Raw genomic sequence first — 24264 nt, forward strand, 5'->3', positions numbered from 1 at the left:
GGTGCATCCAGGAGGATTCGAACCTCCGACCGCTCGGTTCGTAGCCGAGTACTCTATCCAGCTGAGCTATGGATGCATCGGAAATGGCGGTGAGGCGGGGATTCGAACCCCGGATGCAGCTTTTGACCGCATACTCCCTTAGCAGGGGAGCGCCTTCAGCCTCTCGGCCACCTCACCTTACGCGTTCTTCCGAACCGTGCTTCTGAACTTGTTTCTGCTCATCGGCACTGCGTGGCGCACATATTACTTTCCCGGACTTATAAGTCAAACAATTTCTCCCGACTTTTTTCACTCGCGCGTTTGATTGCACAAATGACGCACAATTCGGCTGATTTAACGGCGAAAAGGGTGATTTATCAACAGCAAAAGGCAGAGCAGTAATGAAAAAAGCGAAGGAGCTAAAACAGAAATAAACGGAGGGAGGGAGCAGAAAGGTAGCGTCTCGCCCATGAGCGAGACGCTGAAAACGTTAGTAACCCGTGGTTTGTGTTTTTTCAGCCTGAATACGCTGATAAATCTCTTCACGATGTACCGATACTTCTTTTGGCGCATTAACGCCAATGCGGACCTGGTTACCTTTAACGCCCAGCACCGTTACAGTCACCTCATCGCCAATCATGAGGGTTTCACCAACTCGACGAGTTAGAATAAGCATTCTTTGCTCCTTGAAAGATTAAAAGAGTCGGGCCTGTTCGGGCTCCCGGCCATATCCATCATATACCGCTGAACAATGCCTATGACAAATACACCATTGTGATTTGTCACGCCAATACATTCTGCTGATAATTAGTTTAGCCGAAATACACTACATCGACCGGACTTTGTCATTACCTGGTGTCCATTGCACTAAAAAGCGCCGGAACAGACGTTCCTGGCGCTATACAACGCTTAATTTTAATTGTTACAGCCGGCTGCTTACCCACTCCTGTACGCCTGCCAGCGCGCCTGCCAGCGCCTGCGGATTGGTCCCGCCCGCCTGCGCCATGTCAGGACGTCCACCGCCTTTTCCGCCCACCTGAACGGCCAGCTCGCTAATCAGCTCACCTGCTTTCACGCAGTCGGTCAGATCTTTGGTTACGCCTGCAATCAGCGAAACCTTACCTTCTGCTACCGTTGCCAGTACGATCACGGCAGACCCAAGCTGGTTTTTAAGGTCATCCATAATCGTACGCAGCATTTTCGGTTCAGTGTTACTCAGCTCACTTACCAGCAGTTTAACGCCCTTGATTTCAATGGCGCTGCTGCTCAGCGACGCGCTCTCCTGTGCTGCCTGCTGGTCGCGTAGCTGCTGCAGCTCTTTCTCCAGCGCGCGTACATTATCAACCAGACCGCGCACCTTCTCACTAAGATTGCTGCTGTTGGCCTTCACCACCTGAGCAATGTCAGCCAGCTGATCGCTCTGTGCATGCAGCTGAGCAATTGCCGCTTCACCTGTCAGCGCCTCGATACGACGAATACCGGCAGCCGTACCCGACTCAGACTGAATGCGGAACAGGCCGATATCACCCGTGCGCGCAGCGTGCGTACCGCCACACAGCTCCACTGAATATTCGCCCATGCTGACCACGCGCACCCGCTGATCGTACTTCTCACCAAACAGCGCCATCGCCCCACGCGCTTTAGCCTCTTCCAGATCCATGATATCGGTCTGAATCAGCAGGTTGCGGCGAATTTGTGCGTTGACGATATCTTCAACTTCGCGGATCTGCTGCGGCTTCATCGCTTCAGAATGTGAGAAGTCAAAACGCAGATACTTATCGTTATTCAGCGAGCCTTTCTGCCCGACGTGATCGCCCAGCACTTCACGGAGTGCTTCATGCATCAGATGCGTTGCCGAGTGATTCAGACGAATACGTGCACGACGCGCTTCGTTTACCTGCGCCTGCAGCGCATCACCGATGCGCAGCTGACCATGAGCGAGCTTACCGATATGTCCCAGTGCTTTGCCATACTTTTGCGTATCCTGCACGCTAAATTCAGCATTCTGCCCTGTGAGTACGCCGGTATCCCCCACCTGCCCGCCTGATTCACCGTAGAATGGCGTAGCGTTCAGGATCACGACGGCATCCTGTCCAGCGGTAATCTGCTCCACTGCCTGACCATCAACAAACAGCGCCTCAATCGTGGCGTTCAGCGTCAGCTCTTCATAACCTTTAAATTCGGTTACGGCATCAACGCGAATAACGCTATTGTAGTCCGCGCCAAAGCCGCTGGCTTCGCGCGCGCGCTGGCGCTGCTGCTCCATGGCAGCTTCAAAGCCCGCCTCATCAATTTTCAGATTGCGCTCGCGACAGACGTCAGCGGTTAAATCCGCCGGGAAGCCAAAGGTATCATAGAGACGGAAGACGGTTTCACCATCCAGCGTGTCACCGCTCACTTTTGCCAGCTCGTCATCCAGCAGCGCCAGACCACGCTCCAGCGTTTTAGCAAACTGCTCCTCTTCCGCTTTCAGCGCATTTTCTACCAGCTTCTGCTGACGCTTCAGATCTTCACCCGCAGCGCCCATGACCTCAATCAGCGGCGCCACCAGCTTATAGAAGAATGCTTCTTTCGCGCCCAGCATGTTGCCGTGGCGAACCGCACGACGAATGATGCGGCGCAGCACATAGCCACGATTCTCATTCGATGGCATAACGCCATCGGCAATCAGGAAGGCGCAGGAGCGGATATGATCCGCGATAACGCGCAGCGATTTGTTATTGAGGTCGCTTGCGCCCGTGACCTGAGCTACAGATTTGATCAGCTGCGCAAAGAGATCGATCTCATAGTTGGAGTTCACATGCTGCAGGACTGCCGCGATACGCTCCAGCCCCATGCCGGTATCCACCGACGGCTTAGGCAGCGGTTGCATGGTGCCGTCAGCCTGACGGTTGAACTGCATAAACACGATATTCCAGATCTCAATATAGCGATCGCCATCTTCTTCCGGGCTGCCCGGCGGGCCTCCCCAGATATGGTCGCCATGATCGTAGAAAATTTCAGTACAGGGACCGCAGGGACCGGTGTCGCCCATCTGCCAGAAGTTATCAGATGCGTATGCGCTGCCCTTGTTGTCGCCAATACGAATAATGCGTTCGCGCGGCACACCGATCTGGTCAGCCCAGATGTCAAAGGCTTCGTCATCGGTTTCGTAAACGGTTACCCATAAACGCTCTTTTGGCAGGCTGAACCACTGCTCCCCCGTCAGCAGTTCCCAGGCATAAGCAATCGCCTCCTGCTTGAAATAGTCGCCGAAACTGAAGTTGCCCAGCATTTCAAAGAAGGTGTGATGGCGTGCGGTATACCCCACATTTTCCAGATCGTTATGCTTGCCGCCTGCGCGCACGCAGCGCTGTGAGGTGGTCGCACGCGTGTAATCACGCTTGTCCTGGCCAAGGAAAACGTCTTTGAACTGCACCATGCCGGCGTTGGTAAACAGCAGCGTTGGATCGTTATTCGGTACGAGGGAGCTGCTGGCTACAACCTGATGTCCCTTGCTATGAAAAAAGTCGAGAAACGCTTGACGGATCTCAGCAGTGCTCTTGCTCATAAAATTCCTGGAATCACGCTAACGAACGTTCCCTTTCGCTGACAAACCCTGTCTATCCGGTCCGTCGCTGACTCAGGAACAAAAAGTGGGAATAAGATAAAATTTCTGCAATAGGAAGTAAAATCACATTGCCTTTCAGTCGTCACTATTTCTGAAAACCGCCTGAATATCTTCCATCATAAAGCCTTTTGTCATCAGAAAACGCTGTACTTTGCTTTTTTCTGCCCAGGTTTGCGGCAGCGGCTCGCCAAACTTACGTCTGGCAAGCTCTGTAGCACACGCTGTCCAGTCCACGTCACTTTCTGCCAGCGCCTGATTAATCTCGTCGCGTCCGATGCCTTTTTGCTGCAGCTCCATCCTGACGCGCTGCGGACCATATCCTTTGCGCGCCCGGCTCTGGATAAAACGCTCAGTAAATCGATTATCGTTCAGCCAGCCATTTTCCTGACACCAGTCGAGCACTTTTTCCAGCAGCTCATCCGGAATCGGGATATTTTCCTGCTGCTGCAGATAGGCCGCACGCTGGCCGGAGAGCTGCAGTTTGCGCTTCAGCTCGCTGCGGCTGTGATCGCGCTGTGAAAGCAGACGCATAGCGCGGTCAAGTAAACGGGAGAAATCAGGCACCGGTGCCTGTGATGATGTTGATGACATACGCATTAGCCTTACTGTTGGTAACGGACAGGGTAAAGCATGGGGGGCAGAGAGCGGAAAGCGTGCAGAGGAGTAAAAAAGAAAACGGGAGCATTGCTGCTCCCGCTGATATTAAAAGTCTTCGTTAGTTTCGCCCGCGTTTTCAAGCTCAGCGTCAGAAGGCTCTTTAGTATTTGCCTCTGCTGTCGCACCTGTCAGCAGCGCCTCACGCAGTTTGCTGTCGATCTCGTTCGCAATTGCCGGGTTCTCTTTCAGGAAGTTGGTCGCGTTTGCTTTACCCTGACCAATCTTGTCGCCGTTGTAGCTGTACCACGCACCGGCTTTCTCCACCAGCTTGTGTTTCACGCCCAGGTCTACCAGCTCACCAAAGGTGTTGATCCCTTCGCCATACATGATCTGGAATTCTGCCTGCTTAAACGGTGCAGCGATTTTGTTCTTCACCACTTTCACGCGCGTTTCGCTACCTACCACTTCGTCGCCCTCTTTGATCGCACCGATACGGCGGATATCAAGACGAACGGACGCGTAGAACTTCAGCGCGTTACCACCGGTGGTGGTTTCCGGGTTACCAAACATCACACCAATTTTCATACGGATCTGGTTGATGAAGATCAGCAGCGTATTGGACTGTTTCAGGTTACCTGCCAGCTTACGCATCGCCTGGCTCATCATTCGTGCCGCCAGACCCATGTGCGAGTCACCGATCTCACCTTCGATTTCCGCTTTAGGCGTCAGCGCCGCAACGGAGTCAACGATGATGACATCAACGGCACCTGAACGTGCCAGCGCGTCACAGATTTCCAGCGCCTGCTCACCGGTATCCGGCTGTGAACAGAGCAGATTATCGATATCCACGCCCAGCTTTTTCGCATAGACCGGATCCAGCGCATGCTCAGCATCGATAAAGGCGCAGGTTTTACCTTTACGCTGTGCAGCCGCAATAACCTGCAGCGTCAGCGTGGTTTTACCAGAAGCTTCCGGTCCGTAGATCTCTACGATACGTCCCATCGGCAGACCACCCGCACCCAGTGCGATGTCCAGCGACAGGGAGCCGGTAGAAATAGTTTCTACATCCATCGAGCGGTCTTCACCCAGACGCATGATGGAGCCTTTACCAAATTGTTTTTCAATCTGGCCCAGTGCGGCAGCTAAAGCCTTCTGTTTGTTCTCGTCGATCGCCATTTACACTCCTAATCATGCCGGGTGAGCAAACACTGGCTGTGTCCGCTCGTTCTGTTGCCAATAATTATACTGTATAATCATACAGTATCAAGCCTAATTTATCAGAAATTGATCAAGCAGCGTCTGCAGCGCCCACGCCACCGACTGACGCCGCACCGCCTCGCGATCGCCTGCAAAAACACAGCGTTGCGTAAAGATACCCTCCGGTCCGGCAAGGGCAAACCAGACGGTGCCGACGGGTTTATCTGCGCTGCCGCCGCCCGGCCCTGCAATGCCGCTTACAGCGATCCCATAAGGTGCCTGCGCCGCCTGACACGCGCCTGCCACCATCTCACGCACCGTCTCTTCACTCACTGCGCCATAGCGCGCAAGCGTGCTCGCCTGCACGCCTGCCATCTGCTGCTTGGCACTATTACTATAGGTGACAAATCCGCGCTCAAACCAGGCAGAGCTGCCGCTGATATCCGTAAAAACTTTGGCAATCCAGCCGCCGGTGCAGGATTCAGCCGTCGTCACGCTGGCGTGGCGCGCTATAAGCTTTTCGCCAATCTGACGGCTTAACTGCTGCAGCTGTTCATCATTCATCGCTTTCTCCTTTTGCGGCGCAACGTTAGCAGTAAATGGAGCGGCAGACGGCGCTTTTCAACCAGCAGCAGTGAAATTTGCGGCCCTGCTTCCGCTGCCTCCGGTCCGGTTTCATGTCATCCTGACCGGATGCGGGAGAGCGCACAGCAGCGTGCCGTTGCCGCGTGCCGGATCGGCCGGGGTCAGTACGGCTTCATCAAGCATAGTCCCGATCTGTGCCAGGCAGGCGCTGACGTTCAGCAGTGAATGAGATTAGCGGCGTTCAGTACAGAGGGTGGCGCAGCAGGAACCGAAAGCGGGAGGCGTGAACATATTCAGGAAATAAAGCAGCACGGCCAGCGCCGTCCTGCCGTCAGCTCTTTTTCACAAACTCAGATTTGAGTTTCATCGGGCCAAAGCCCTCGATTTTGCAGTCAATATTGTGATCGCCTTCAACCAGACGAATACTTTTGACCCTGGTACCGATTTTCAGCACCGAAGAGCTGCCCTTTACCTTTAAATCTTTGACCACGGTGACGCTGTCGCCATCTGCCAGCGCGTTGCCATTGGCATCGCGTACCAGCAGCGTATCGTTCGCTTCTGCAGCGCTGGCGGACCAGATATGACCGCACGACGGGCAGTTGAGGTTATCGCCATCCTGCCAGGTGTAATCAGCCTGACACAGCGGACAGGCGGGTAAATGCTCCATAAATGCTCCTGATAATCTGCATGCGGTGAAATGGCACCGCAAAGAGGGTGCCATATTATATCCTCACACTTTATAAGGACAGCATTAAAGCAGATTACCCTGCCGCGCTTTGGCGACCGCCTCTCCCAGCTGCCATACGGCCATTGCGTAATGCGTGCTGTGGTTATAACGCGTAATTACATAGAAGTTAGGCAGGCCGTACCAGTACTGATAGCTGGTGCCCAGATCGAGTCGCAGCAGGCTGGCTTCGCTGTTGCCATTCAGTGAGCCCTGCGGGGTCAGACCGCTGGCCGCCAGCGTGGCAACCGGATAACGCGTTTTGAAGCCATTCTCCAGCGCGGGTGCCTGTCCGCTCGCCGGTACGGCGACTGTTTCACCGCTGCGCCAGCCGTGCGCTTTGAAATAGTTTGCGACGCTGCCAATCGCATCAACCGGATCCCAGAGATTGGTATGACCATCTCCGCTGAAATCCACCGCGTACTCTTTATAGGATGAGGGCATAAACTGGCCATAGCCCATTGCCCCGGCAAAGGATCCGCGCAGATCCAGCGGATCGTCCTGTTCGGTGCGCGCCATCAGCAGGAAGGTCTCCAGCTCGCTGCTGAAATAGGCGGCGCGGCGCGGATAGTTAAACGAGAGCGTCGCCAGCGCATCCAGCAGACGGGTTTTGCCCATCACCCGGCCCCAGCGCGTCTCAACGCCGATAATGCCGACGATAATTTCCGGCGGTACGCCATAAACCTGCTGCGCCCGCTGCAGAGCATCTTCATACTGATTCCAGAACGCTACGCCATTCTGTACGTTATCAGGCGTGATAAATTTTTTCCGGTAGCGCAGCCAGGCGCCGTTTGGCCCCGCTGGCGGCGTATAGCTCGGTGCCTGCTGATCCATCAGACGCAGCACGTAATCGAGCCTCTTTGCCTGGCCGATAACCGCATGCAGCTGATCGCGATCAAAACCATGTTTCGCTACCATCCGATCGATAAATTGTTCTGCTGCCGGGTTGCCGGCAAAGTCACCAAACATCGGCTGAACCGCATGCGACGAATCCAGCAGGAAGCCGCCTTTAGGTGCCGGCACAACATCGCCTTGCTGATGAGGCGCAGGCTTGCTGCTGCAGGCAGCAAGCAGGAAAAACAACGGAATGAGGGCAACCTTAATACGCATTAGATATCCATAAGCGAGCAAAAAACCTGAACGCATATGGTAGTCGTTCAGCGCATTAACGGACAGAGTAATGTCGTAACTTTACGCGGTGTGTGCGCCCCTCTGGATGAGGTGGCGCACGTAACGGCTTCAGGGTACCAGCAGCACTTTGATCGATTCGCGACCTGATGCCATTGCAAAACCCTGCTCCCACTCCGCCAGCGGAAAACTGTGCGTAACAATGCCTTCTGCGGTGAACCATTTTTTTTCAAAAAAGCTGATAACCGTTTCATAGCAGTGCGGGCCAAGATGCGAGCCGCGCACATCCAGCTCTTTGCGGTCGCCAATGATCGACCAGTCTACCGTTGCCGGTTTACCAAAGACGCTGAACTCGACATAGCGGCCCATGCGCCGAATCATCTGCAGTCCCTGATTGACCGCCAGCGGGTTGCCGGTCGCCTCTATATAGATGTCGCAGCCGTAGCCGTCAGTGAGTTTACGCACCTCCGCATCCACATCCTGCTCCAGCGGGTTGAAAACCAGATCGGCCCCCAGCTTTTTCGCCAGCGCCAGACGTTCCGGAATGGTATCCAGCACAATAAACAGTTTGGGGTTTTTGAGGCGGATAGCCTGAATCATGCCGGTGCCGAGCGGGCCAGCCCCCGCAAGTACCACCACATCATTGAATTCAATCGCCGCGCGGTTCACCGCGTGGACCGCACAGGCGAAGGGCTCAATCAGCGCGCACTCTTCGTGCGTCAGCGTATCAGGAATTTTATGCACCCGGCTGTTGGCTTTGAACAGCATATATTCGGTCATACCGCCATCAGAGTCCTGCGTCTGAAAGCCGTAGATGTCGTGCTTTTCGCACATCCAGTATTTGCCATCTTTGCAGAAGCGGCACTGATTACAGGGAATAATCTGTTCAGCGATGACGCGGTCGCCAGGCGACACGCCAAAATGCTCCAGCGCGCCCTCGCCATATCCGACTACCGTGCCATAAAACTCATGCCCCACCACTACTGGCGTTTTAACCCAGGCTTTTTCCGGATTGCCATCTCCCCAGTACATTGGCGCCCCGTGCCAGCAGTGGACGTCAGACGCGCAGATACCACATGCTCCCACTTTTACCAGTAGCTCGCGTGCCTTCGGCTCAGGCAGCGGTAATGTCTCCAGGCGATAATCGCGCGGGCCATAGTTCACCAGGCTTTTGATCTGTTGCGGCAGAATATTCATAGCGTATCCTTTTCGATAAATGTTAACGTCAACATTGAGTGGCAGAGAGATGACCCGCAGGCCATCTTAACGGTGTGCTTTACGCTTAACGGAACTCAGCCAGATCGCGCCCAGAATGATCCCGCCTTTAATCACAATCTGCACATAGGGTGAAACCCCCATCAGATTCAGGCCATTATTAAGAATGCCGAGCATCATCGCGCCCACCAGCGTCCCAAGAATGGCACCTTTACCGCCGGCTATTGCCGCCCCGCCCAGCACGACAGCAGCGATCGCATCCAGCTCAAATCCGTTACCGGCGTTGGGCTGTCCGCTCATCAGACGCGAACTGAGCACAATACCGGCCACGGCTGCCGTGAGGCCGCTGATGATATATACCCAGAGCTTGGTACGGGAGACGCGGATACCGCTCAGGCGCGCGGCCTCTTCATTGCCGCCCAGAGCGTAGACGTGACGACCAAAGGGCTTCTGATGCAGCAGGATCCACGCCAGCAAATAGACCACCAGCATGATTAAAATAGGCACCTGAATACCCAGCAGACTGGCACGACCAAACATCATGAAGCTTTCCGGCAGGCCGGAGATGGGATATCCCCCGGTGTACATCAGCGCCAGTCCCCGTGCGATCCCCATGCTGGCGAGCGTAACGATGATGGGCGGCATCCGCAGCCAGGCGATACAGCCGCCGTTCAGGGCACCAAAACCCATACCGATCAGTAATCCGGCCAGCACCGCCAGCGGCATCGGAATTCCCGCCACCATCAGACCGGCGGCAACGGTACCGGAGAGCGCCATCACCGATCCCACCGACAGATCGATCCCGCCGGTTAAGATGGCACAGGTCATTCCCACGGCAATAATGGCGTTGATAGAGACCTGACGCGCCACGTTACTGAGGTTGTTCGCGGTCAGAAAGCTATCGTTGAGAAAAATCATCACAATAAACAGCAGCACAAAACCGACAAATGGCAGGAAGGCGGGATGGTGCAGACAGCGGTCGAGCCGGCCGCGCCTGCGCGACGTTTGTGACAGCATGGAATTAGAGAGAATACTCATGATGCGTTCCCCGTAGCGTGTAGCATGATGGTTTCAGCGTTGATTGCCGTATCGTGAAGCTCCTGCGCAATATGTCCGTTGCGAAACACCAGCACCCGGTGACAGAGGCCAATAATCTCCGGCAGCTCAGAAGAGATGACGATGATGGCGATGCCCTTACGGGTCAGCTGCTGCATCAGCTGATAAATTTCCATTTTTGCCCCCACATCGATACCGCGTGTGGGTTCGTCAAAGATCAGCACTTTGCAGTCATTATTCAGCCAGCGCGCAATGACCACCTTTTGCTGATTACCGCCGCTAAGCGTATTCACCTCCTGCTCCGCTGACGGCGTTTTCACGCCAACCCTGCGGATAAGATCGCTGACCACTTCACGCTCGCGCACATGGTGCAGAAATCCGCCGTGGGTGATCTGCCGGTTCAGCGTGATGTTATGCGCCACGCTAAACGGCAGTACCAGCCCTTCGGTTTTGCGGTTTTCCGGCAGCAGTCCGATCCCCTGCTCTAAGGCATCGGCGGGCGTACGCAGCCGCAGCGGCTCGCCATTCAGGCGCACCTCTTTTTGCCAGCACGCCTGTGCACCCAGCATCGCGCAGGCGGTTTCGGTGCGGCCCGATCCCACCAGCCCGGCAAAGCCGAGGATTTCCCCGGGCCAGAGCTGAAAAGCGTCTGCGGGCCCCTGACGCTGGCGCTGCAGATTGACCTCCAGCAGCGGTAGCGTTGCCGCCGGCAGCGGCAGCTTATCGGGGAAATGCTGTGCCACCTGACGGCCCACCATCATTTTTACCAGCTGCTCGCTGCTGCAGTCGCTCACCGGGAGCGTGCCAACATAGCCTCCGTCGCGCAGTACCGTAATGGTGTCGCATACCGCAAAGATCTCCTCCAGATGATGCGAGATAAACAGCATGCCCACCCCCTGCTGCCGCAGGTCGCGCATCACCCGGAAAAGATGCTCAGCTTCACCCGGCGTCAGCGTTGCCGTAGGTTCATCAAGGATCAGGATCCGCGCATCTAGCGCCAGCGCTTTGGCAATCTCAACAAACTGCTGCTGCGCCACGCTGAGATGCGTTACCGCAATGTCCGGATCGAGTTCAACCCCCAGCCGCGCCAGCAGCGCCAGCGTACGGCTGCGCATCGTCTGGCGATCCAGCCATCCCCAGCGGGTACGCTGTTCGCGATTCAGAAAAATATTCTCGACGGCATTAAGACCCGGTATCAGCGAGAACTCCTGAAAGACAATTCCCACGCCAGCTGTTATCGCCTGACGATAGCCAGCAAACTGCTGCGGCCGATCGTCGATAGCGATTTCGCCGCTGTCAGGCTGATAAATACCGCTCAGGATCTTCATCAGCGTGGATTTACCCGCCCCGTTTTCACCGAGCAGCGCATGGATTTCACCGGCGTGCAGCGTCAGGTTGATGTTGTTTAACGCGCGTACGCCCGGAAATGATTTACTGATCCCGCTGAGTTGCAGTAACGGCATGGCAGCGCCTCCCTGGAGTCATTACCAGCTAAAGCCGCTGGCGTTCTCTTTCGTGATCAGTTTCACGTCAAGCGGCACTGCAGCCGGCACCTGACTTCCCCAGTGCTTCGCCATCGCCACGCCCAGCCCCAGCCGTACCATGTCACGCGGGAACTGCGCAGAGGTTGCAATAAACGGCGATCCCGCTTTCTCAATCTCTTTCACCGCTTCCGGCTGGCCATCGACGCTGACCAGTTTCACCTCTGCGCCGTTCGCCTGAATCGCCGCCAGGGCCCCGAGCGCACCGGTATCGTTGACGCTAAAAATGCCGGCCAGATCCGGCGCTGCCTGCAGCATATTTTCGGTAACGCTTAGCGCGGTATCGCGTTCCTGTTTGCCGTTCTGACGGTTAACGATTTTGATGCCGGGATACTTCTTCATGGCATCTTCAAACCCTTTAACGCGTTCGATGATCGGCACCACCGGAATGCCATCAAGAATGGCGACCTTACCTTTACCGCCCAGCGCTTTCGCCAGAAACTCTCCGGCCTGCAGGCCGGCATCATAATTTTTGGAGCCGACAAAAGAGTCGATTGGACCTTTAGCCTGAGCGTCAATCGCCACCACCACCACGCCCGCTTTTTTTGCCTCGTTTACCGCATTTTCAACACCGTTGGTGTCCGCCGGATTAATCAGCAGGATGTCGACTTTTTTCTGCAGCATATCTTCAATATCGTTGATCTGCTTCGAGACATCGTGACGGGCATCTGCCTCAATCACCGTGGCCCCCATGCTGCCGGCTGCAGCCTTGAGCGCTTCCTGCATGGTGACAAAATAGGGGTTATTCATCTCCTGGAAGGACATGCCGATAGTCAGCGGCTTTGCTATCGCCAGTGCGGATGACAGCATTAAAGGGGCCGTTACACAGAGCGCCAGCAGGGTGTTCAGTTTGCCTTTCATAATTTTCTCCGGGTCTTTTCAGTTAACTGCTTATCGTCGTTACGAAATAAAGCCGGTACAGGAACACTGCGCAACAGCACCTGAAATGTTGACGTTAACATCAATATCAAAACGTCCTGTATGCCAGGAATACGCTATCTGCGGATTAGGAAATTCATCGCCCCAGATATGAGATCAAAATTTAAACACCCAAAATGACAACGTCAACATTCTCAGAGGGACAAGTTTAAGATCCTTGCGGCATATCACATCTTGTTAACATCACTTTCAGTGTTGTTACAGAAAAAACCCGGCAGGCATTTGAAACTAAAGGTTTTTCAGGAAGCCGTTAAGCATTACACGGGTTTCGTAGGGACGGCCCTCGATAGCGGAGATGATATTTTCTGACACTACCCGCGCCCACTGGCCGGTATCATGAGCAACATAAGGAATAACCTGATTAAAATCTTCGGCGCAGGGGACTTCATCAACAGAGATAAAGCCGGTGTCGTGCATCCCCCATTTGTTGGCCAGATTAATAGCCGCCAGCGTGATCATGCCGTTTAATCCGACAATTGCATCGTAGCGTTCATGGGTGGTGGAGAACCATGACTGAATCATCGCCTTAGCATGTTCGTAGCGGTAGTCGGTATAAAGCGTGTGCAGAGTAACCCGCTCGTCGATTCCGTTTCGGATCCCGGCAATACGCTGCCGGGTGATGTGGGAGTGTTCGCTGCCGCCAATTACCAGCACATTGCGAAACGCTTTTTTCATTATCGCTTCGGCAACCAGCTCACCGGCGCGGCTGTTGTTGATATAAACCGCCGGCAGCAACGTATCAAACTGACGATCCAGCTGGATAAGCTGGCTTGAAGAGTGGCGCACCACGTCAATATGGCTTTTATCGTAGCGGTCAGAATCCTCCACTACCGACAGAATAATCCCGGCCGCTTTATAGCTGACCAGCGTCTGCAGCGCGCGCGCCTCAATCTGCCGGTTGCCGTTCGTGGTAAAGAACATGACCGAATAGCCTTTGGCATCCGACAGGCGGCACACCTCTTTGATGATATGGGAATAGACGATATTAAATGTATCGTCGGTAACCACGCCGATAATAGGACTCTGGCTGGCCTTGATATTGCGGGCAAACGCGTTAGGCACATAGTTAAGCGTGCGTGCTGCGGCCAGGATCCGCTCGCGCGTTTCGGGTTTAACCTTATCGGGGGCAGTAAACACGCGTGAAACGGTAATATTGGTTACGCCGGCAATCTGCGCAATATCTTTAATGGTGGCCGCTTTGGTACTTTTTCGGGTCATAACATTCGCTATCGGCAGTGTCAGCAGGAGTAACGCGATGGTAGCAGCTTTCGTGAAATGTTGACGATGACATTTTGCGCCCTCAGCGCAGAAACAGTACCGGCTCATTCTGCAATTCTGAAGCCTGGCCGAAGAAACAGTCCTGCGTTCCTGATACTATGAGTCCATTAGAGAATATCAGCCCACACGCTAATAATGCATTGGCCTGATGACACTGATTAATCACAATTGTTTTCCAGCAGATTATAAAAGCTATATTTTAATCTGCATTTTTAAGCGACTGATTTTGCGTTTATTTTTTACATTCCTCATCCAGCGTTATAATCCCTCCTTTTTCCATTCCTTTGATAACACAGGGCATCTCCATGAGCCGATACCATGTATCCAGCAGTGAAGGCCAGTATGAGAAAAACTCTGGCGAACAGGTTCTGGCTAATAAACTGGGTATCTCTGCTTCCGATGAGATGGATGAAGCGGAACTTGTCCTGTTAGAACAACTCTACCGGTCCGTTTTTGAAGAACAGTTCCCGGAAGGACAACTCAGCGTAGCCCTGCTAAAAAACTGGCATCACCGCTGGCCAGGTAATATTTACGAGTGGGCAGGACAAGAAAGAACGGTCAATATAAGCAAGGGCGGCTTTATGTTTGCCCCCTCAGCGCAGTTGCCAAAACTGCTGAACGAATTTGACAACAGGTATCTGGCTCAATATACGCCATGTAGCGGCATGGATGATGAACAGCTCATCACCGCTATCGCCATAACTCATGTCGAGCTGATACTTATCCATCCATTCAGAGAAGGAAACGGATGCTTGTCACGCCTGTTAGCCGACGTGATGGCCGTGCAGAGAGGATACAAACCGCTGGATTATCAAAGCTGGGAGCAAAACAAAACCCGGTATATATCGGCCATCCATGCTGGCATATCAATGGACTACGAACCGATGAAACACTGGGTCAGCGAGGCCTTAAGAAGGGATTAAACCGCAAGACGCAAATGAGCAAATTTTTTGCGCGCCGCTTCAAGGGAAGCTTCGATCTTCTCAGAGGACTGTCCTGTCTCAACAGCCGTAGATGTTGCTACCGAGCGAACGATGTCAGCACGAGATGGCTTTACGTAGGTTGTCTGAGTTTTTTTGGTGTTGCTCATAGTTGCTCCAGCAGAATCCGGGCGGACAGTCATCGAACAAATATTATACCAAAATTTCCAGGCGAATTCACGCAGGTCTCCCGGAGAATACTGATGAGATGTTCGTCGGAAAATCGCCTCTTATTGGGGATGTCCTCATGTGACTGATGAAGACATCACCAACATCGCGGTGTGTTAATCAACGGGGAGCAGGCCGACCAGGCTTAGGTAACGATAGAAAAGAAATTAACACCAGTTTTCCTGCATAATACGTGTAAACCTCTATTTTCTTCGACATCAGCTTTATTGCTATCGCCAGATTTCATTGTTTCGAGCATCTTCGAAGAAACAGCCCTGCGCGCCGGTTTTCCTGCCATACAGACTCCGTTATCATAATCAGCACGTACTCGTGAACACATTCAGGTTACTGCCCGCCCTTCAGCCAGCCTCTGGCAACCACGCTGAGCCTTAAGAGGGGCAGATAAAAGAGAATCAGAATCATGTATCGCGCTGCTTATGTTTAAACATGGACACCCTAATACTATGAGTACATTAGAGAATATCAGCGCTCACACGCCAATGATGCAGCAGTATCTGCGCCTGAAAGCCGATCACCCTGACATCCTGCTGTTCTACCGCATGGGCGATTTCTACGAGCTGTTCTTTGATGATGCAAAGCGCGCCTCGCAACTGCTGGAGATCTCCCTGACCAAACGGGGTGCTTCAGCCGGTGAGCCCATCCCGATGGCCGGGGTGCCCTATCACGCCGTAGAAGGCTATCTGGCAAAACTGGTTCAGCTGGGTGAGTCAGTGGCGATTTGCGAACAGATCGGCGATCCGGCGCTGAGCAAAGGCCCGGTTGAACGCAAGGTGGTGCGGATTGTCACCCCCGGCACTATCAGCGATGAAGCGCTGTTGCAGGAGCGCCAGGATAACCTGCTGGCTGCGATCTTCCAGAGCCAGCGCGGCTTTGGCTACGCCACGCTGGATATCAGCTCCGGGCGTTTCCGCCTGAGCGAACCGGGCGACGCTGAAGCGATGGCAGCAGAACTTCAGCGCACGAATCCTGCGGAGCTGCTCTACCCGGAAGATCTGCAGGCGATGTCGCTCATTGACCAGCGCCGCGGGTTGCGGCGGCGTCCGCTGTGGGAATTTGAGATCGACACCGCGCGCCAGCAGCTGAATCTGCAGTTTGGTACGCGCGACCTGCGCGGATTTGGCGTAGAGCAGGCGCATCTGGGGCTGCGTGCTGCGGGCTGTCTGCTGCAGTATGCCAAAGATACCCAGCGTACCACGCTGCCACACATTCGTTCCCTGAGCATGGAGCGCCAGCAGGATAGCGTGATCATGGATGCGGCCACGCGCCGTAACCTTGAAATTACTCAGAATCTGGCTGGCGGGATCGATAACACGCTGGCAGCGGTCCTGGATAAAACCGTCACGCCGATGGGCAGCCGTATGCTGAAGCGCTGGCTGCATATGCCGCTGCGTGACCTTACAACGATCGTCCGGCGTCAGGATGCGATTGCAGAATTGCAGTCGCTGAGCGACGCGCTGCAGCCGGTCCTGCGTCAGGTAGGCGATCTGGAGCGCATCCTGGCACGCCTGGCGCTGCGCACCGCTCGCCCGCGCGATCTGGCACGCATGCGGCATGCGTTTCAGCAGCTGCCGGAAATCAATCAGCTGCTGGCCGGAGCAGAGGCGGAACGGCTGGTGAGCCTGCGCAGGCAGACAGGCGAGTTTGCTGAGCTGCGTACGCTGCTGGAGCAGGCGATCATTGAATCACCGCCGGTGCTGGTGCGTGACGGCGGCGTCATCGCGCCAGGTTACAACGCTGAACTCGATGAGTGGCGGGCGCTGGCTGACGGCGCCAGTGACTATCTTGACCGGCTGGAGATCCGCGAGCGGGAAAAACTGGGGCTGGATACGCTGAAAGTCGGCTTCAACGCGGTACATGGTTACTACATTCAGGTCAGCCGCGGTCAGAGTCATCTGGTGCCAATCCACTATGTGCGCCGCCAGACGCTGAAAAACGCCGAGCGTTATATTATTCCTGAGCTGAAAGAGTATGAAGATAAGGTTCTTACCTCCAAAGGCAAAGCGCTGGCGCTGGAAAAAGGCCTCTATGAGGAGCTGTTCGATCGCCTGCTGCCACATCTGGAAGCGCTGCAGCTGAGCGCGGCCGCGCTGGCCGAGCTGGATGTGCTTGCCAGCCTGGCAGAGCGCGCCTGGACGCTGAACTACTGCCGGCCGGTGCTGCAGGAGAAAGCGGGGATCCGCATTACCGCAGGCCGGCATCCGGTGGTGGAACAGGTACTAAAAGAGCCCTTTATTGCCAATCCGCTCTCGCTCTCGATGCAGCGGCGCATGCTGATTATTACCGGACCGAACATGGGCGGTAAAAGCACCTATATGCGCCAGACCGCGCTGATTGCGCTGATGGCGTGGATAGGCAGTTTCGTGCCGGCTGAAGAGGTCGTGATTGGTCCTGTCGATCGCATCTTTACCCGCGTCGGTGCGGCAGACGACCTTGCCTCCGGCCGCTCAACGTTTATGGTTGAGATGACAGAAACCGCCAATATTCTGCACAACGCGACGGAAAATAGTCTGGTGCTGATGGATGAGATAGGTCGCGGCACTTCAACCTATGATGGCCTGTCACTCGCCTGGGCATGCGCCGAAAGCCTTGCCAGTCGCATCAAAGCGATGACGCTGTTTGCCACCCACTATTTCGAGCTGACCACGCTGCCGGAAAAACTGGAGGGTGTTGTGAATGTGCATCTGGATGCGGTTGAACATGGCGATACCATCGCTTTCATGCACAGCGTGCAGGAGGGTGCCGCCAGCAAGAGTTATGGTCTGGCGGTTGCGGCGCTGGCGGGCGTACCTAAAGAGGTGATCAAGCGCGCGCGGCAGAAACTGAAAGAGCTGGAGGCGCTTTCCGGCAGTCAGAGCGTTTCTGCAGATGGAGGCGCGCAGCTGCCTCTGCTGGTGGCAGAGACCTCGCCAGCGGTGGATGCGCTGGAAGCGCTGGATCCTGACAGCCTGACGCCAAAGCAGGCGCTGGAGTGGATCTACCGGCTGAAAAGCCTGGTCTGATCGCAGGCAAAAAAAACGGTGACCTGAAAGGTCACCGTTTATGCTGCTGATTATGGCTTATTCACGAAACAGTGCTTCAATATTAAGGCCCTGTGTCTGCAGGATTTCCCGCAGGCGACGCAGCCCTTCCACCTGAATCTGACGAACGCGCTCGCGGGTTAACCCGATTTCGCGACCCACATCTTCCAGGGTTGCCGCTTCATAGCCTAACAGGCCGAAACGACGCGCCAGCACTTCACGCTGCTTGGCATTAAGTTCAAACAACCACTTAACGATGCTCTGTTTCATGTCATCGTCCTGCGTGGTGTCTTCCGGACCGTTGTCTTTCTCATCGGCCAGGATGTCCAGCAGCGCTTTTTCGGAATCACCACCCAGCGGGGTGTCAACCGAGGTAATACGTTCATTGAGACGCAGCATACGGCTCACGTCATCAACCGGCTTGTCCAGCTGCTCGGCGATCTCTTCCGCACTCGGCTCGTGGTCGAGCTTGTGTGAAAGTTCACGCGCGGTACGCAGATAAACGTTCAGCTCTTTGACAATATGAATCGGCAGGCGAATTGTACGGGTTTGGTTCATGATAGCCCGTTCAATAGTCTGACGAATCCACCAGGTAGCGTACGTTGAGAAACGGAACCCGCGCTCCGGGTCAAATTTCTCTACGGCACGAATCAGGCCAAGGTTACCCTCTTCAATCAGGTCCAGCAGGGCCAGACCACGATTGCTGTAACGACGGGCAATCTTCACTACCAGGCGTAAGTTACTTTCGATCATGCGGCGGCGAGAAGGAATATCGCCTCGTAAAGCACGACGCGCAAAGAAGACTTCTTCTTCTGCCGTCAGCAACGGAGAATAACCGATCTCTCCGAGGTAGAGCTGCGTCGCATCCAATACTCGTTGCGTCGCACCCTGTGACAACAGCTCTTCTTCTGCTACTTCGCTATCACCAGATTCGTTCTCAACAAGAGCTTTCTCATCGAAAACTTCAGCTCCGTTCTCCTCGAATTCCGCATCTTCATGTAACTCATTAACTTTCAGCGTATTCTGGTTCATAAGCGGCTCCTACCCGTGATCCAAGGGCAGAACACCAAAGGTTCTGCCGGATTATCGCTGCGGTAAATAACGCAACGGATTTACGGATTTCCCCTTGTAACGAATTTCAAAATGCAATCTAACTGAACTGGTACCGGTGCTACCCATGGTAGCTATCTTTTGCCCCGCCTTAACTTCCTGTTGTTCCCGGACCAGCATTGTATCGTTGTGGGCGTAGGCGCTCAGATAATCATCGTTATGCTTAATGATGATCAAATTACCGTACCCGCGTAACGCGTTACCTGCGTACACCACCCTTCCCGATGCGGTAGCGACAACAGATTGTCCGCGAGACCCGGCGATATCGATACCTTTGTTTCCGCCTTCCGCAGCAGAGAAGTTATCGATGATCTTGCCATCAGTCGGCCAGCGCCAGCTCCCCACCGGGGTTGAGCTATTTGAAGTGCTGCTGACTGTAGGCGGTGCGGTAACCGGAGCTGTGGTCGTTGCCACATTAGTTGCTCCTTTCGACGGTAGCATTTTCCCACCTGTCGAACCTGAATCATCAGAATACGTAATAACAGGTTGCTGTGCAACAGCAGGGGATTTTATTTGCGTTTGCGCCGTTGTTCCGGCGGCTCCACTCTGGCTGGCATCGGCCGCCGTTATTGCATTTCCACCGGTAATTGTCTGACCGTTACCGTTGCCTACCTGCAGGGTTTGCCCGGCGCTCAGGCCATATGGCGCAGGGATGTTGTTGCGCTGAGCCAGATCGCGGAAGTCGTTGCCGGTGATCCAGGCGATATAAAACAGGGTATCGCCACGTTTGACGGTATAGGTTTCACCGCCGTAGCTGCCTTTCGGAATATTCCCGTAATTTCGGTTGTAAACAATTCGCCCGTTTTCAGTGGCAACATTATTACTGGTACTAATCATTCCGCCTGCGGGTGCAGAAGAAGATGTATTACTGCTTAACATTCCGCCCTGTGGCATCGCGGGCACCGGCGAACTCTGCCCGGAAACCATACCGCCCCCTTGTGGAGCGACCATACCGCCGCCCTGGGGTGTCAGCATACCGCCGCCGTTATTGCTGCCAACCTGACTGATAGGCGCCTGCGTGTTATCGCCAGAGCTACAGCCAGCCAGCCAGAAACCTACCAGCGAGACTGCCGCCAGACGGCGTAATTGAAATGCGGTGCTTCCTGTGCTCATTGCTCCCCCGTGATGGCAATACTGGTCAGAACTCTCTTGCGGTCTGAACCGCATAAATCTCTACGCGAATAGGCTCAAACGCGCATCGCTATCGAAAAAGAGGATAGTAACAATATCACCTGCGCCATGCCACGCTGTGATTGTGAAGAAATACGTAAGATCGCCCTTACGCCAGGTCGCCCTGCACCAGCGGGACAAAGCGTACCGGCTCGATAATCTCTTCCGTCAGCTCGCCCTTATGGCGGCGCAGACGCTTAAGCACCTGGTGGTCCTCCCCCACCGGCAGCACCATTCTGCCACCTTCACTCAGCTGTGCTATCAGCGCAGTCGGAATTTCGGGCGGCGCTGCGGTAACAATGATGGCGTCAAACGGCCCGCGCGCGGGCCAGCCGAGCCAGCCATCACCGTGCCGGGTAGAGATATTATGCAGGTCGAGCTGCTTCAGGCGGCGTTTAGCCTGCCACTGCAACCCTTTGATCCGCTCAACGGAGCAGACGTGATCGACCAGATGCGCGAGAATCGCGGTCTGATAGCCGGAGCCGGTGCCGATTTCCAGCACGCGCGAGTGCGGGTTCAGCTCCAGCAGCGCGGTCATACGCGCCACCATATAGGGCTGGGAAATGGTCTGTCCGCTGCCGATAGGGAGTGCCATGTTGTCCCACGCCTTGTGCTCAAACGCTTCATCAACAAAGCGTTCACGTGGTACATCCGCAATCGCCTGCAGCAGACGCTCATCTGTAATACCCTGCGCCCGCAGCTGGGCTAACAGCGTGTCGATGCGCCGGTTTATCATGCCAGTGAGACCTCTGCCTGCAGCAGCCAGTCATGCAGCACGCTCTGCGCGGCGTGTGCGGTGAGATCGACATGCAGCGCCGTCAGCGAAACATAGCCGGCGTCTACGGCGGCAAAATCGGTGTCGGGGCCGGCATCAAGCTGTTTACCTGGCGGGCCTATCCAGTAGAGCGGCTGGCCGCGTGGATCTTCAGTGCAAATCACCTGTTCTGCCGGATGGCGGCTGCCGCAGCGCGTGACGCGAAAGCCTTTAATCTGCGCCAGTGGCAAATCGGGCACATTAATATTGAGGATGCGTCCGGTACGCAGCGGTGCCCGGGAGAGCGCACGCAGCAGCACGCAGGTTACGGCTGCCGCGCTGTCATAGTGCGTATGACCATTCAGCGACACCGCCAGCGCCGGCAGGCCGAGATGACGCCCCTCCATCGCAGCCGCAACGGTACCGGAATAGATCACATCATCGCCCAGATTGGGACCGGCATTAATGCCTGAGACCACAATGTCAGGACGCGGTTGCATCAGCTTGTTCACGCCGAGAAAGACGCAGTCGGTGGGTGTCCCCATCTGTACAGCGATATCGCCGCTGGCATGCGTGAAGGTACGCAGCGGCGTTTCCAGCGTCAGTGAATTTGAGGCACCGCTGCGGTTGCGGTCGGGTGCCACCACCTGTACCTCAGCAAATTCCCGCAGCGCGTGCGCCAGCGTCTGAATGCCGGGCGCATGGATTCCATCGTCGTTACTCAGCAATATCCGCATCTGTTTCTGACCTTTGTTCATTCACCGGTCCCCGCCAGCCGGTGCCGGCTTGCAAAAAATCGGGCGTAGTGACGCCAGCGGCCGGTGAGACAGGGATAGGTGCATTCTAGCGATGAGGCGCGGGAAGTGGTAGACGTAAATCGTGACAGAGGCAGGGTTTGTCTCTGCCGTGGTCAGAACCCGGCCAGCGGCCGGGTGAATTAACGCGCCAGGCGTCAGCGCTACTCGTCGCCGAGCGGTGCCGCAGCGCCGTTGCTCAGCAGCTCGCGCACCAGGCTGGTGGCGAAGCTGCCGGCGGGCAGCCAGAACTGCAGGGCCAGCGTGGCGTCATCCTGCCACTGCCACTGCAGATTATCCGGCACCACCAGCATTGCGCGGCGGGCGGCATCAACCCGTTCACGCGTCAGCAGCGTCAGCAGCGCCGGCGATTGCGCCAGCTGCTGCTGCTCGAATGCGGCAACCTCCCCCTGCGTGCCCGCCTCACCGCGTCCCGCCAGCGGTGCCGTGATACGCAGCTCATGCGCGGTCACGCGCTGCTGCAGCGCTGGCAGCTCATCGGCAGCGGCGACAAACCAGCTGCCGCGTCCGGCGAGCTGCAATGCATCGCCTGCCTGCGCCAGCTGCAGTGAGCCGTCGCGCTGCAGACGTGCGCTGGTCACCTGATTAAACAGATGGCTGCGCGCGGCTGACAGCAGCAGGCCTTTCATATTCCGATCGCGCGGATGAAACTGCTCTTCTGCCCAGCGCTGCGCCTGCTGCAGGTTATTCCCGCCGCGGCCAAAGCGCTGCTCGCCAAAATAGTTGGGAACGCCCTGCGCCTGAATCTGCTGCAGGCGCGCGTCAACGTCGGCGCGATCGGACACGTCGCGGATCACCAGCCGAAAGGCGTTTCCCGCCAGCGCGCCGGTACGCAGCTTACGCCTGTGCCGGATCACCTGCAGGATCTCAACCCCTTCAAGCTGGAAGCCGCTCATTACCGGCATGGCATTACCCGGCAGGCGGAAACAGAGCGTCTGTTCAGTCACGGCGTGGCGATCTTTCATGCCGGCATAGCTCAGGTCGCGCGCCGGCACGCCCAGATATTTCGCCAGGGCTTCAGCAACAAAACGCGTGTTGCAGCCCGTTTTGCGGATGCGTACCAGCAGCTGCTCGCCGTCGCCGTCATAGGGATAACCGAGATCTTCGATCACCACAAAATCATCCGGACGCGCTTTAATTATGCCGGTGGCAGCAGGCACGCCGTGCAGATAGTGCAGCTCACTCATGCGTCAGCCTTTACCAGCAGAGCCACTGCCTCGCAGGCAATACCTTCACCGCGTCCGGTAAAGCCGAGCTTTTCGGTGGTGGTGGCCTTCACGTTAACCGCATCCATGTGGCAGCCCAGATCTTCGGCAATATTGACGCGCATCTGCGGCACGTGCGGCAGCATTTTAGGCGCCTGTGCGATAATCGTAACGTCAACGTTGCCAATGACGTAGCCTTTCGCCTGAATACGGCGCCACGCTTCGCGCAGCAAGCCGCGGCTGTCAGCGCCTTTAAACGCCGGATCGGTATCCGGAAAAAGTTTACCGATATCGCCCATCGCCACCGCGCCCAGCAGCGCATCGGTCAGCGCATGCAGCGCAACGTCGCCGTCGGAGTGGGCAATAAAACCGTGCTCGAACGGGATACGCACCCCGCCAATCACCAGTGGACCTTCACCGCCAAAAGCGTGAACGTCGAAGCCGTGACCGATACGCATTATGCGTTCTCCTGTCGTTGAATCTGAGTAAGGTAAAAGGCCGCCAGCGCCAGATCTTCCGGCCGTGTGACCTTGATGTTGTCGCTGCGCCCGCTAATCAGCTGCGGATGATAGCCGCAATACTCCAGCGCTGACGCCTCATCTGTGATCGTAGCGCCTTCGCTGAGCGCCCGGCTCAGACAGGCGGTCAGCAGCGTATGCGGGAAAAACTGTGGCGTCAGCGCGTGCCAGAGATCGTCACGCTCTACCGTATGTGCCACCGCCGTTTTGCCCGGCTCAGCGCGCTTCATGGTATCGCGTACCGGTGCTGCCAGAATGGCGCCGGTTCTGCTGTACTCCCGCACGGCTAGCAGCCGTGCCAGGTCGTCAGCATGAAGGCATGGGCGCGCGGCGTCATGCACCAGCACCCATGCGCTCTCTCTGATGTGCTGCAGGCCTGCCAGCACTGACTCGGCCCGGGTTGCGCCGCCGGTGACCCGCACTATTCGCGGATCGCGCGCCAGCGGCAGCGAATCGAACCAGCCGTCGTCAGCGCTGACGGCGACAATCACTTGCTGCACCGCGGCGTTAGCCAGCAGGCGCGCCACGCTGTGTTCAAGCAGCGTCATGGTACCAATAGTGAGATATTGCTTGGGAAACGCCGCCTGCATGCGGCTGCCGACACCGGCAGCCGGCACGACGGCAATCACATCCGCAGCGTGAGAGTGGTGAGTCATG

Annotated in this window: 23 protein-coding genes and 2 tRNA genes; 2 read left to right on the forward strand and 23 right to left on the reverse strand. The window is 55.8% G+C overall.

What is annotated here, in order from left to right; all coding sequences use genetic code 11:
- Positions 1 to 2: 2 nt before the first annotated feature.
- The 14 genes from AC2CF9_RS16225 to AC2CF9_RS16290 form a co-directional block, all read right to left on the reverse strand.
- Positions 3 to 76, reverse strand: a tRNA-Arg gene (locus AC2CF9_RS16225).
- A gap of 8 nt (positions 77 to 84) precedes the next feature.
- Positions 85 to 177: transfer RNA gene (locus AC2CF9_RS16230), tRNA-Ser, on the reverse strand.
- Between the two features lie 292 nt (positions 178 to 469).
- A complete protein-coding gene (gene csrA / locus AC2CF9_RS16235; RefSeq protein WP_039379826.1) occupies positions 470 to 655 on the reverse strand; it encodes a carbon storage regulator CsrA in 186 nt (61 codons plus the stop codon).
- A gap of 246 nt (positions 656 to 901) precedes the next feature.
- Complete coding sequence (gene alaS, locus AC2CF9_RS16240; protein WP_484557465.1) at positions 902 to 3529, reverse strand: alanine--tRNA ligase; 2628 nt, start codon at positions 3527 to 3529, stop codon at positions 902 to 904.
- A gap of 135 nt (positions 3530 to 3664) precedes the next feature.
- Complete coding sequence (locus AC2CF9_RS16245) at positions 3665 to 4180, reverse strand: regulatory protein RecX (protein WP_484557466.1); 516 nt, start codon at positions 4178 to 4180, stop codon at positions 3665 to 3667.
- Positions 4181 to 4291: 111 nt separating this feature from the next.
- Complete coding sequence (gene recA, locus AC2CF9_RS16250; RefSeq protein ID WP_484557467.1) at positions 4292 to 5362, reverse strand: recombinase RecA; 1071 nt, start codon at positions 5360 to 5362, stop codon at positions 4292 to 4294.
- Between the two features lie 93 nt (positions 5363 to 5455).
- Positions 5456 to 5947 (reverse strand): nicotinamide-nucleotide amidase, encoded by a 492-nt coding sequence (gene pncC, locus AC2CF9_RS16255; RefSeq protein ID WP_484557468.1) that lies wholly within the window; start codon positions 5945 to 5947, stop codon positions 5456 to 5458.
- Between the two features lie 352 nt (positions 5948 to 6299).
- Positions 6300 to 6635 (reverse strand): zinc ribbon domain-containing protein YjdM, encoded by a 336-nt coding sequence (locus tag AC2CF9_RS16260; protein WP_150018640.1) that lies wholly within the window; start codon positions 6633 to 6635, stop codon positions 6300 to 6302.
- Positions 6636 to 6719: 84 nt separating this feature from the next.
- Positions 6720 to 7802 (reverse strand): lytic murein transglycosylase B, encoded by a 1083-nt coding sequence (gene mltB / locus AC2CF9_RS16265; RefSeq protein WP_484557469.1) that lies wholly within the window; start codon positions 7800 to 7802, stop codon positions 6720 to 6722.
- Between the two features lie 129 nt (positions 7803 to 7931).
- On the reverse strand, positions 7932 to 9017 hold the full coding sequence (locus AC2CF9_RS16270) for an alcohol dehydrogenase catalytic domain-containing protein (RefSeq protein ID WP_039379838.1): 1086 nt from the start codon (positions 9015 to 9017) through the stop codon (positions 7932 to 7934).
- 66 nt (positions 9018 to 9083) lie between these two features.
- Positions 9084 to 10073, reverse strand: a complete 990-nt coding sequence (locus tag AC2CF9_RS16275; RefSeq protein ID WP_052246438.1) for an ABC transporter permease — start codon at positions 10071 to 10073, stop codon at positions 9084 to 9086.
- Positions 10070 to 11554 carry a sugar ABC transporter ATP-binding protein gene (locus AC2CF9_RS16280; protein ID WP_283341192.1) on the reverse strand — a complete coding sequence of 495 codons (1485 nt, stop codon included), beginning with the start codon at positions 11552 to 11554 and terminating at the stop codon, positions 10070 to 10072. Before AC2CF9_RS16280 ends, AC2CF9_RS16275 begins: the two co-directional genes overlap by 4 nt.
- A gap of 21 nt (positions 11555 to 11575) precedes the next feature.
- Positions 11576 to 12442 (reverse strand): ABC transporter substrate-binding protein, encoded by an 867-nt coding sequence (locus AC2CF9_RS16285; RefSeq protein WP_370513350.1) that lies wholly within the window; start codon positions 12440 to 12442, stop codon positions 11576 to 11578.
- Positions 12443 to 12799: 357 nt separating this feature from the next.
- Positions 12800 to 13789, reverse strand: coding sequence for a LacI family DNA-binding transcriptional regulator (locus AC2CF9_RS16290; RefSeq protein WP_190315058.1), 990 nt, complete (start codon positions 13787 to 13789; stop codon positions 12800 to 12802).
- A 365-nt stretch (positions 13790 to 14154) separates the two neighbouring features.
- Here AC2CF9_RS16290 and AC2CF9_RS16295 point away from each other — a divergent pair, with 365 nt between their 5' ends.
- Complete coding sequence (locus AC2CF9_RS16295; protein WP_484557470.1) at positions 14155 to 14772, forward strand: Fic/DOC family protein; 618 nt, start codon at positions 14155 to 14157, stop codon at positions 14770 to 14772.
- Here AC2CF9_RS16295 and AC2CF9_RS16300 read toward each other — a convergent pair.
- Both AC2CF9_RS16300 and AC2CF9_RS16305 read right to left on the reverse strand, forming a co-directional pair.
- Positions 14769 to 14939 carry a hypothetical protein gene (locus tag AC2CF9_RS16300; protein WP_190315056.1) on the reverse strand — a complete coding sequence of 57 codons (171 nt, stop codon included), beginning with the start codon at positions 14937 to 14939 and terminating at the stop codon, positions 14769 to 14771. The genes AC2CF9_RS16295 and AC2CF9_RS16300 overlap by 4 nt on opposite strands.
- Before the next feature lie 203 nt (positions 14940 to 15142).
- Positions 15143 to 15295, reverse strand: coding sequence for a hypothetical protein (locus AC2CF9_RS16305; protein ID WP_484557471.1), 153 nt, complete (start codon positions 15293 to 15295; stop codon positions 15143 to 15145).
- A gap of 166 nt (positions 15296 to 15461) precedes the next feature.
- Here AC2CF9_RS16305 and mutS point away from each other — a divergent pair, with 166 nt between their 5' ends.
- Positions 15462 to 18017 carry a DNA mismatch repair protein MutS gene (gene mutS / locus AC2CF9_RS16310; RefSeq protein ID WP_484557472.1) on the forward strand — a complete coding sequence of 852 codons (2556 nt, stop codon included), beginning with the start codon at positions 15462 to 15464 and terminating at the stop codon, positions 18015 to 18017.
- 57 nt (positions 18018 to 18074) lie between these two features.
- On the opposite strand, the gene rpoS is transcribed toward mutS, so the two are convergent.
- From rpoS to ispD, 7 genes are all read right to left on the reverse strand, one after another.
- A complete protein-coding gene (gene rpoS, locus AC2CF9_RS16315) occupies positions 18075 to 19067 on the reverse strand; it encodes an RNA polymerase sigma factor RpoS (RefSeq protein WP_484557473.1) in 993 nt (330 codons plus the stop codon).
- A 51-nt stretch (positions 19068 to 19118) separates the two neighbouring features.
- The gene (nlpD, locus tag AC2CF9_RS16320) at positions 19119 to 20258 is read right to left on the reverse strand and encodes a murein hydrolase activator NlpD (RefSeq protein ID WP_484557474.1); all 1140 of its coding nucleotides are present in this window, start codon (positions 20256 to 20258) and stop codon (positions 19119 to 19121) included.
- Positions 20259 to 20424: 166 nt separating this feature from the next.
- On the reverse strand, positions 20425 to 21051 hold the full coding sequence (locus tag AC2CF9_RS16325; protein WP_484557475.1) for a protein-L-isoaspartate(D-aspartate) O-methyltransferase: 627 nt from the start codon (positions 21049 to 21051) through the stop codon (positions 20425 to 20427).
- Complete coding sequence (gene surE / locus AC2CF9_RS16330) at positions 21048 to 21806, reverse strand: 5'/3'-nucleotidase SurE (RefSeq protein ID WP_484557504.1); 759 nt, start codon at positions 21804 to 21806, stop codon at positions 21048 to 21050. Before surE ends, AC2CF9_RS16325 begins: the two co-directional genes overlap by 4 nt.
- Positions 21807 to 22027: 221 nt before the next feature.
- Positions 22028 to 23071, reverse strand: coding sequence for a tRNA pseudouridine(13) synthase TruD (gene truD / locus AC2CF9_RS16335; protein ID WP_484557476.1), 1044 nt, complete (start codon positions 23069 to 23071; stop codon positions 22028 to 22030).
- Positions 23068 to 23547 carry a 2-C-methyl-D-erythritol 2,4-cyclodiphosphate synthase gene (gene ispF, locus AC2CF9_RS16340; protein ID WP_065648377.1) on the reverse strand — a complete coding sequence of 160 codons (480 nt, stop codon included), beginning with the start codon at positions 23545 to 23547 and terminating at the stop codon, positions 23068 to 23070. The genes truD and ispF overlap by 4 nt, the downstream gene beginning before the upstream one ends.
- The gene (gene ispD, locus AC2CF9_RS16345) at positions 23547 to 24263 is read right to left on the reverse strand and encodes a 2-C-methyl-D-erythritol 4-phosphate cytidylyltransferase (protein ID WP_484557505.1); all 717 of its coding nucleotides are present in this window, start codon (positions 24261 to 24263) and stop codon (positions 23547 to 23549) included. Before ispD ends, ispF begins: the two co-directional genes overlap by 1 nt.
- Between the last annotated feature and the right edge of the window lies 1 nt (position 24264).

This window comes from Pantoea sp. SYBGC1 (assembly GCF_057197005.1).

Excerpts from the sequence above, each read along its gene's own strand:
- csrA (WP_039379826.1), bottom strand. The coding sequence starts at position 655 with ATGCTTATTCTAACTCGTCGAGTTGGTGAAACCCTCATGATTGGCGAT.
- alaS (WP_484557465.1), bottom strand. The coding sequence starts at position 3,529 with ATGAGCAAGAGCACTGCTGAGATCCGTCAAGCGTTTCTCGACTTTTTT.
- AC2CF9_RS16245 (WP_484557466.1), bottom strand. The coding sequence starts at position 4,180 with ATGTCATCAACATCATCACAGGCACCGGTGCCTGATTTCTCCCGTTTA.
- recA (WP_484557467.1), bottom strand. The coding sequence starts at position 5,362 with ATGGCGATCGACGAGAACAAACAGAAGGCTTTAGCTGCCGCACTGGGC.
- pncC (WP_484557468.1), bottom strand. The coding sequence starts at position 5,947 with ATGAATGATGAACAGCTGCAGCAGTTAAGCCGTCAGATTGGCGAAAAG.
- AC2CF9_RS16260 (WP_150018640.1), bottom strand. The coding sequence starts at position 6,635 with ATGGAGCATTTACCCGCCTGTCCGCTGTGTCAGGCTGATTACACCTGG.
- mltB (WP_484557469.1), bottom strand. The coding sequence starts at position 7,802 with ATGCGTATTAAGGTTGCCCTCATTCCGTTGTTTTTCCTGCTTGCTGCC.
- AC2CF9_RS16270 (WP_039379838.1), bottom strand. The coding sequence starts at position 9,017 with ATGAATATTCTGCCGCAACAGATCAAAAGCCTGGTGAACTATGGCCCG.
- AC2CF9_RS16275 (WP_052246438.1), bottom strand. The coding sequence starts at position 10,073 with ATGAGTATTCTCTCTAATTCCATGCTGTCACAAACGTCGCGCAGGCGC.
- AC2CF9_RS16280 (WP_283341192.1), bottom strand. The coding sequence starts at position 11,554 with ATGCCGTTACTGCAACTCAGCGGGATCAGTAAATCATTTCCGGGCGTA.
- AC2CF9_RS16285 (WP_370513350.1), bottom strand. The coding sequence starts at position 12,442 with ATGCTGTCATCCGCACTGGCGATAGCAAAGCCGCTGACTATCGGCATG.
- AC2CF9_RS16290 (WP_190315058.1), bottom strand. The coding sequence starts at position 13,789 with ATGACCCGAAAAAGTACCAAAGCGGCCACCATTAAAGATATTGCGCAG.
- AC2CF9_RS16295 (WP_484557470.1), top strand. The coding sequence starts at position 14,155 with ATGAGCCGATACCATGTATCCAGCAGTGAAGGCCAGTATGAGAAAAAC.
- AC2CF9_RS16300 (WP_190315056.1), bottom strand. The coding sequence starts at position 14,939 with ATGAGCAACACCAAAAAAACTCAGACAACCTACGTAAAGCCATCTCGT.
- AC2CF9_RS16305 (WP_484557471.1), bottom strand. The coding sequence starts at position 15,295 with ATGGCAGGAAAACCGGCGCGCAGGGCTGTTTCTTCGAAGATGCTCGAA.
- mutS (WP_484557472.1), top strand. The coding sequence starts at position 15,462 with ATGAGTACATTAGAGAATATCAGCGCTCACACGCCAATGATGCAGCAG.
- rpoS (WP_484557473.1), bottom strand. The coding sequence starts at position 19,067 with ATGAACCAGAATACGCTGAAAGTTAATGAGTTACATGAAGATGCGGAA.
- nlpD (WP_484557474.1), bottom strand. The coding sequence starts at position 20,258 with ATGAGCACAGGAAGCACCGCATTTCAATTACGCCGTCTGGCGGCAGTC.
- AC2CF9_RS16325 (WP_484557475.1), bottom strand. The coding sequence starts at position 21,051 with ATGATAAACCGGCGCATCGACACGCTGTTAGCCCAGCTGCGGGCGCAG.
- surE (WP_484557504.1), bottom strand. The coding sequence starts at position 21,806 with ATGCGGATATTGCTGAGTAACGACGATGGAATCCATGCGCCCGGCATT.
- truD (WP_484557476.1), bottom strand. The coding sequence starts at position 23,071 with ATGAGTGAGCTGCACTATCTGCACGGCGTGCCTGCTGCCACCGGCATA.
- ispF (WP_065648377.1), bottom strand. The coding sequence starts at position 23,547 with ATGCGTATCGGTCACGGCTTCGACGTTCACGCTTTTGGCGGTGAAGGT.
- ispD (WP_484557505.1), bottom strand. The coding sequence starts at position 24,263 with ATGACTCACCACTCTCACGCTGCGGATGTGATTGCCGTCGTGCCGGCT.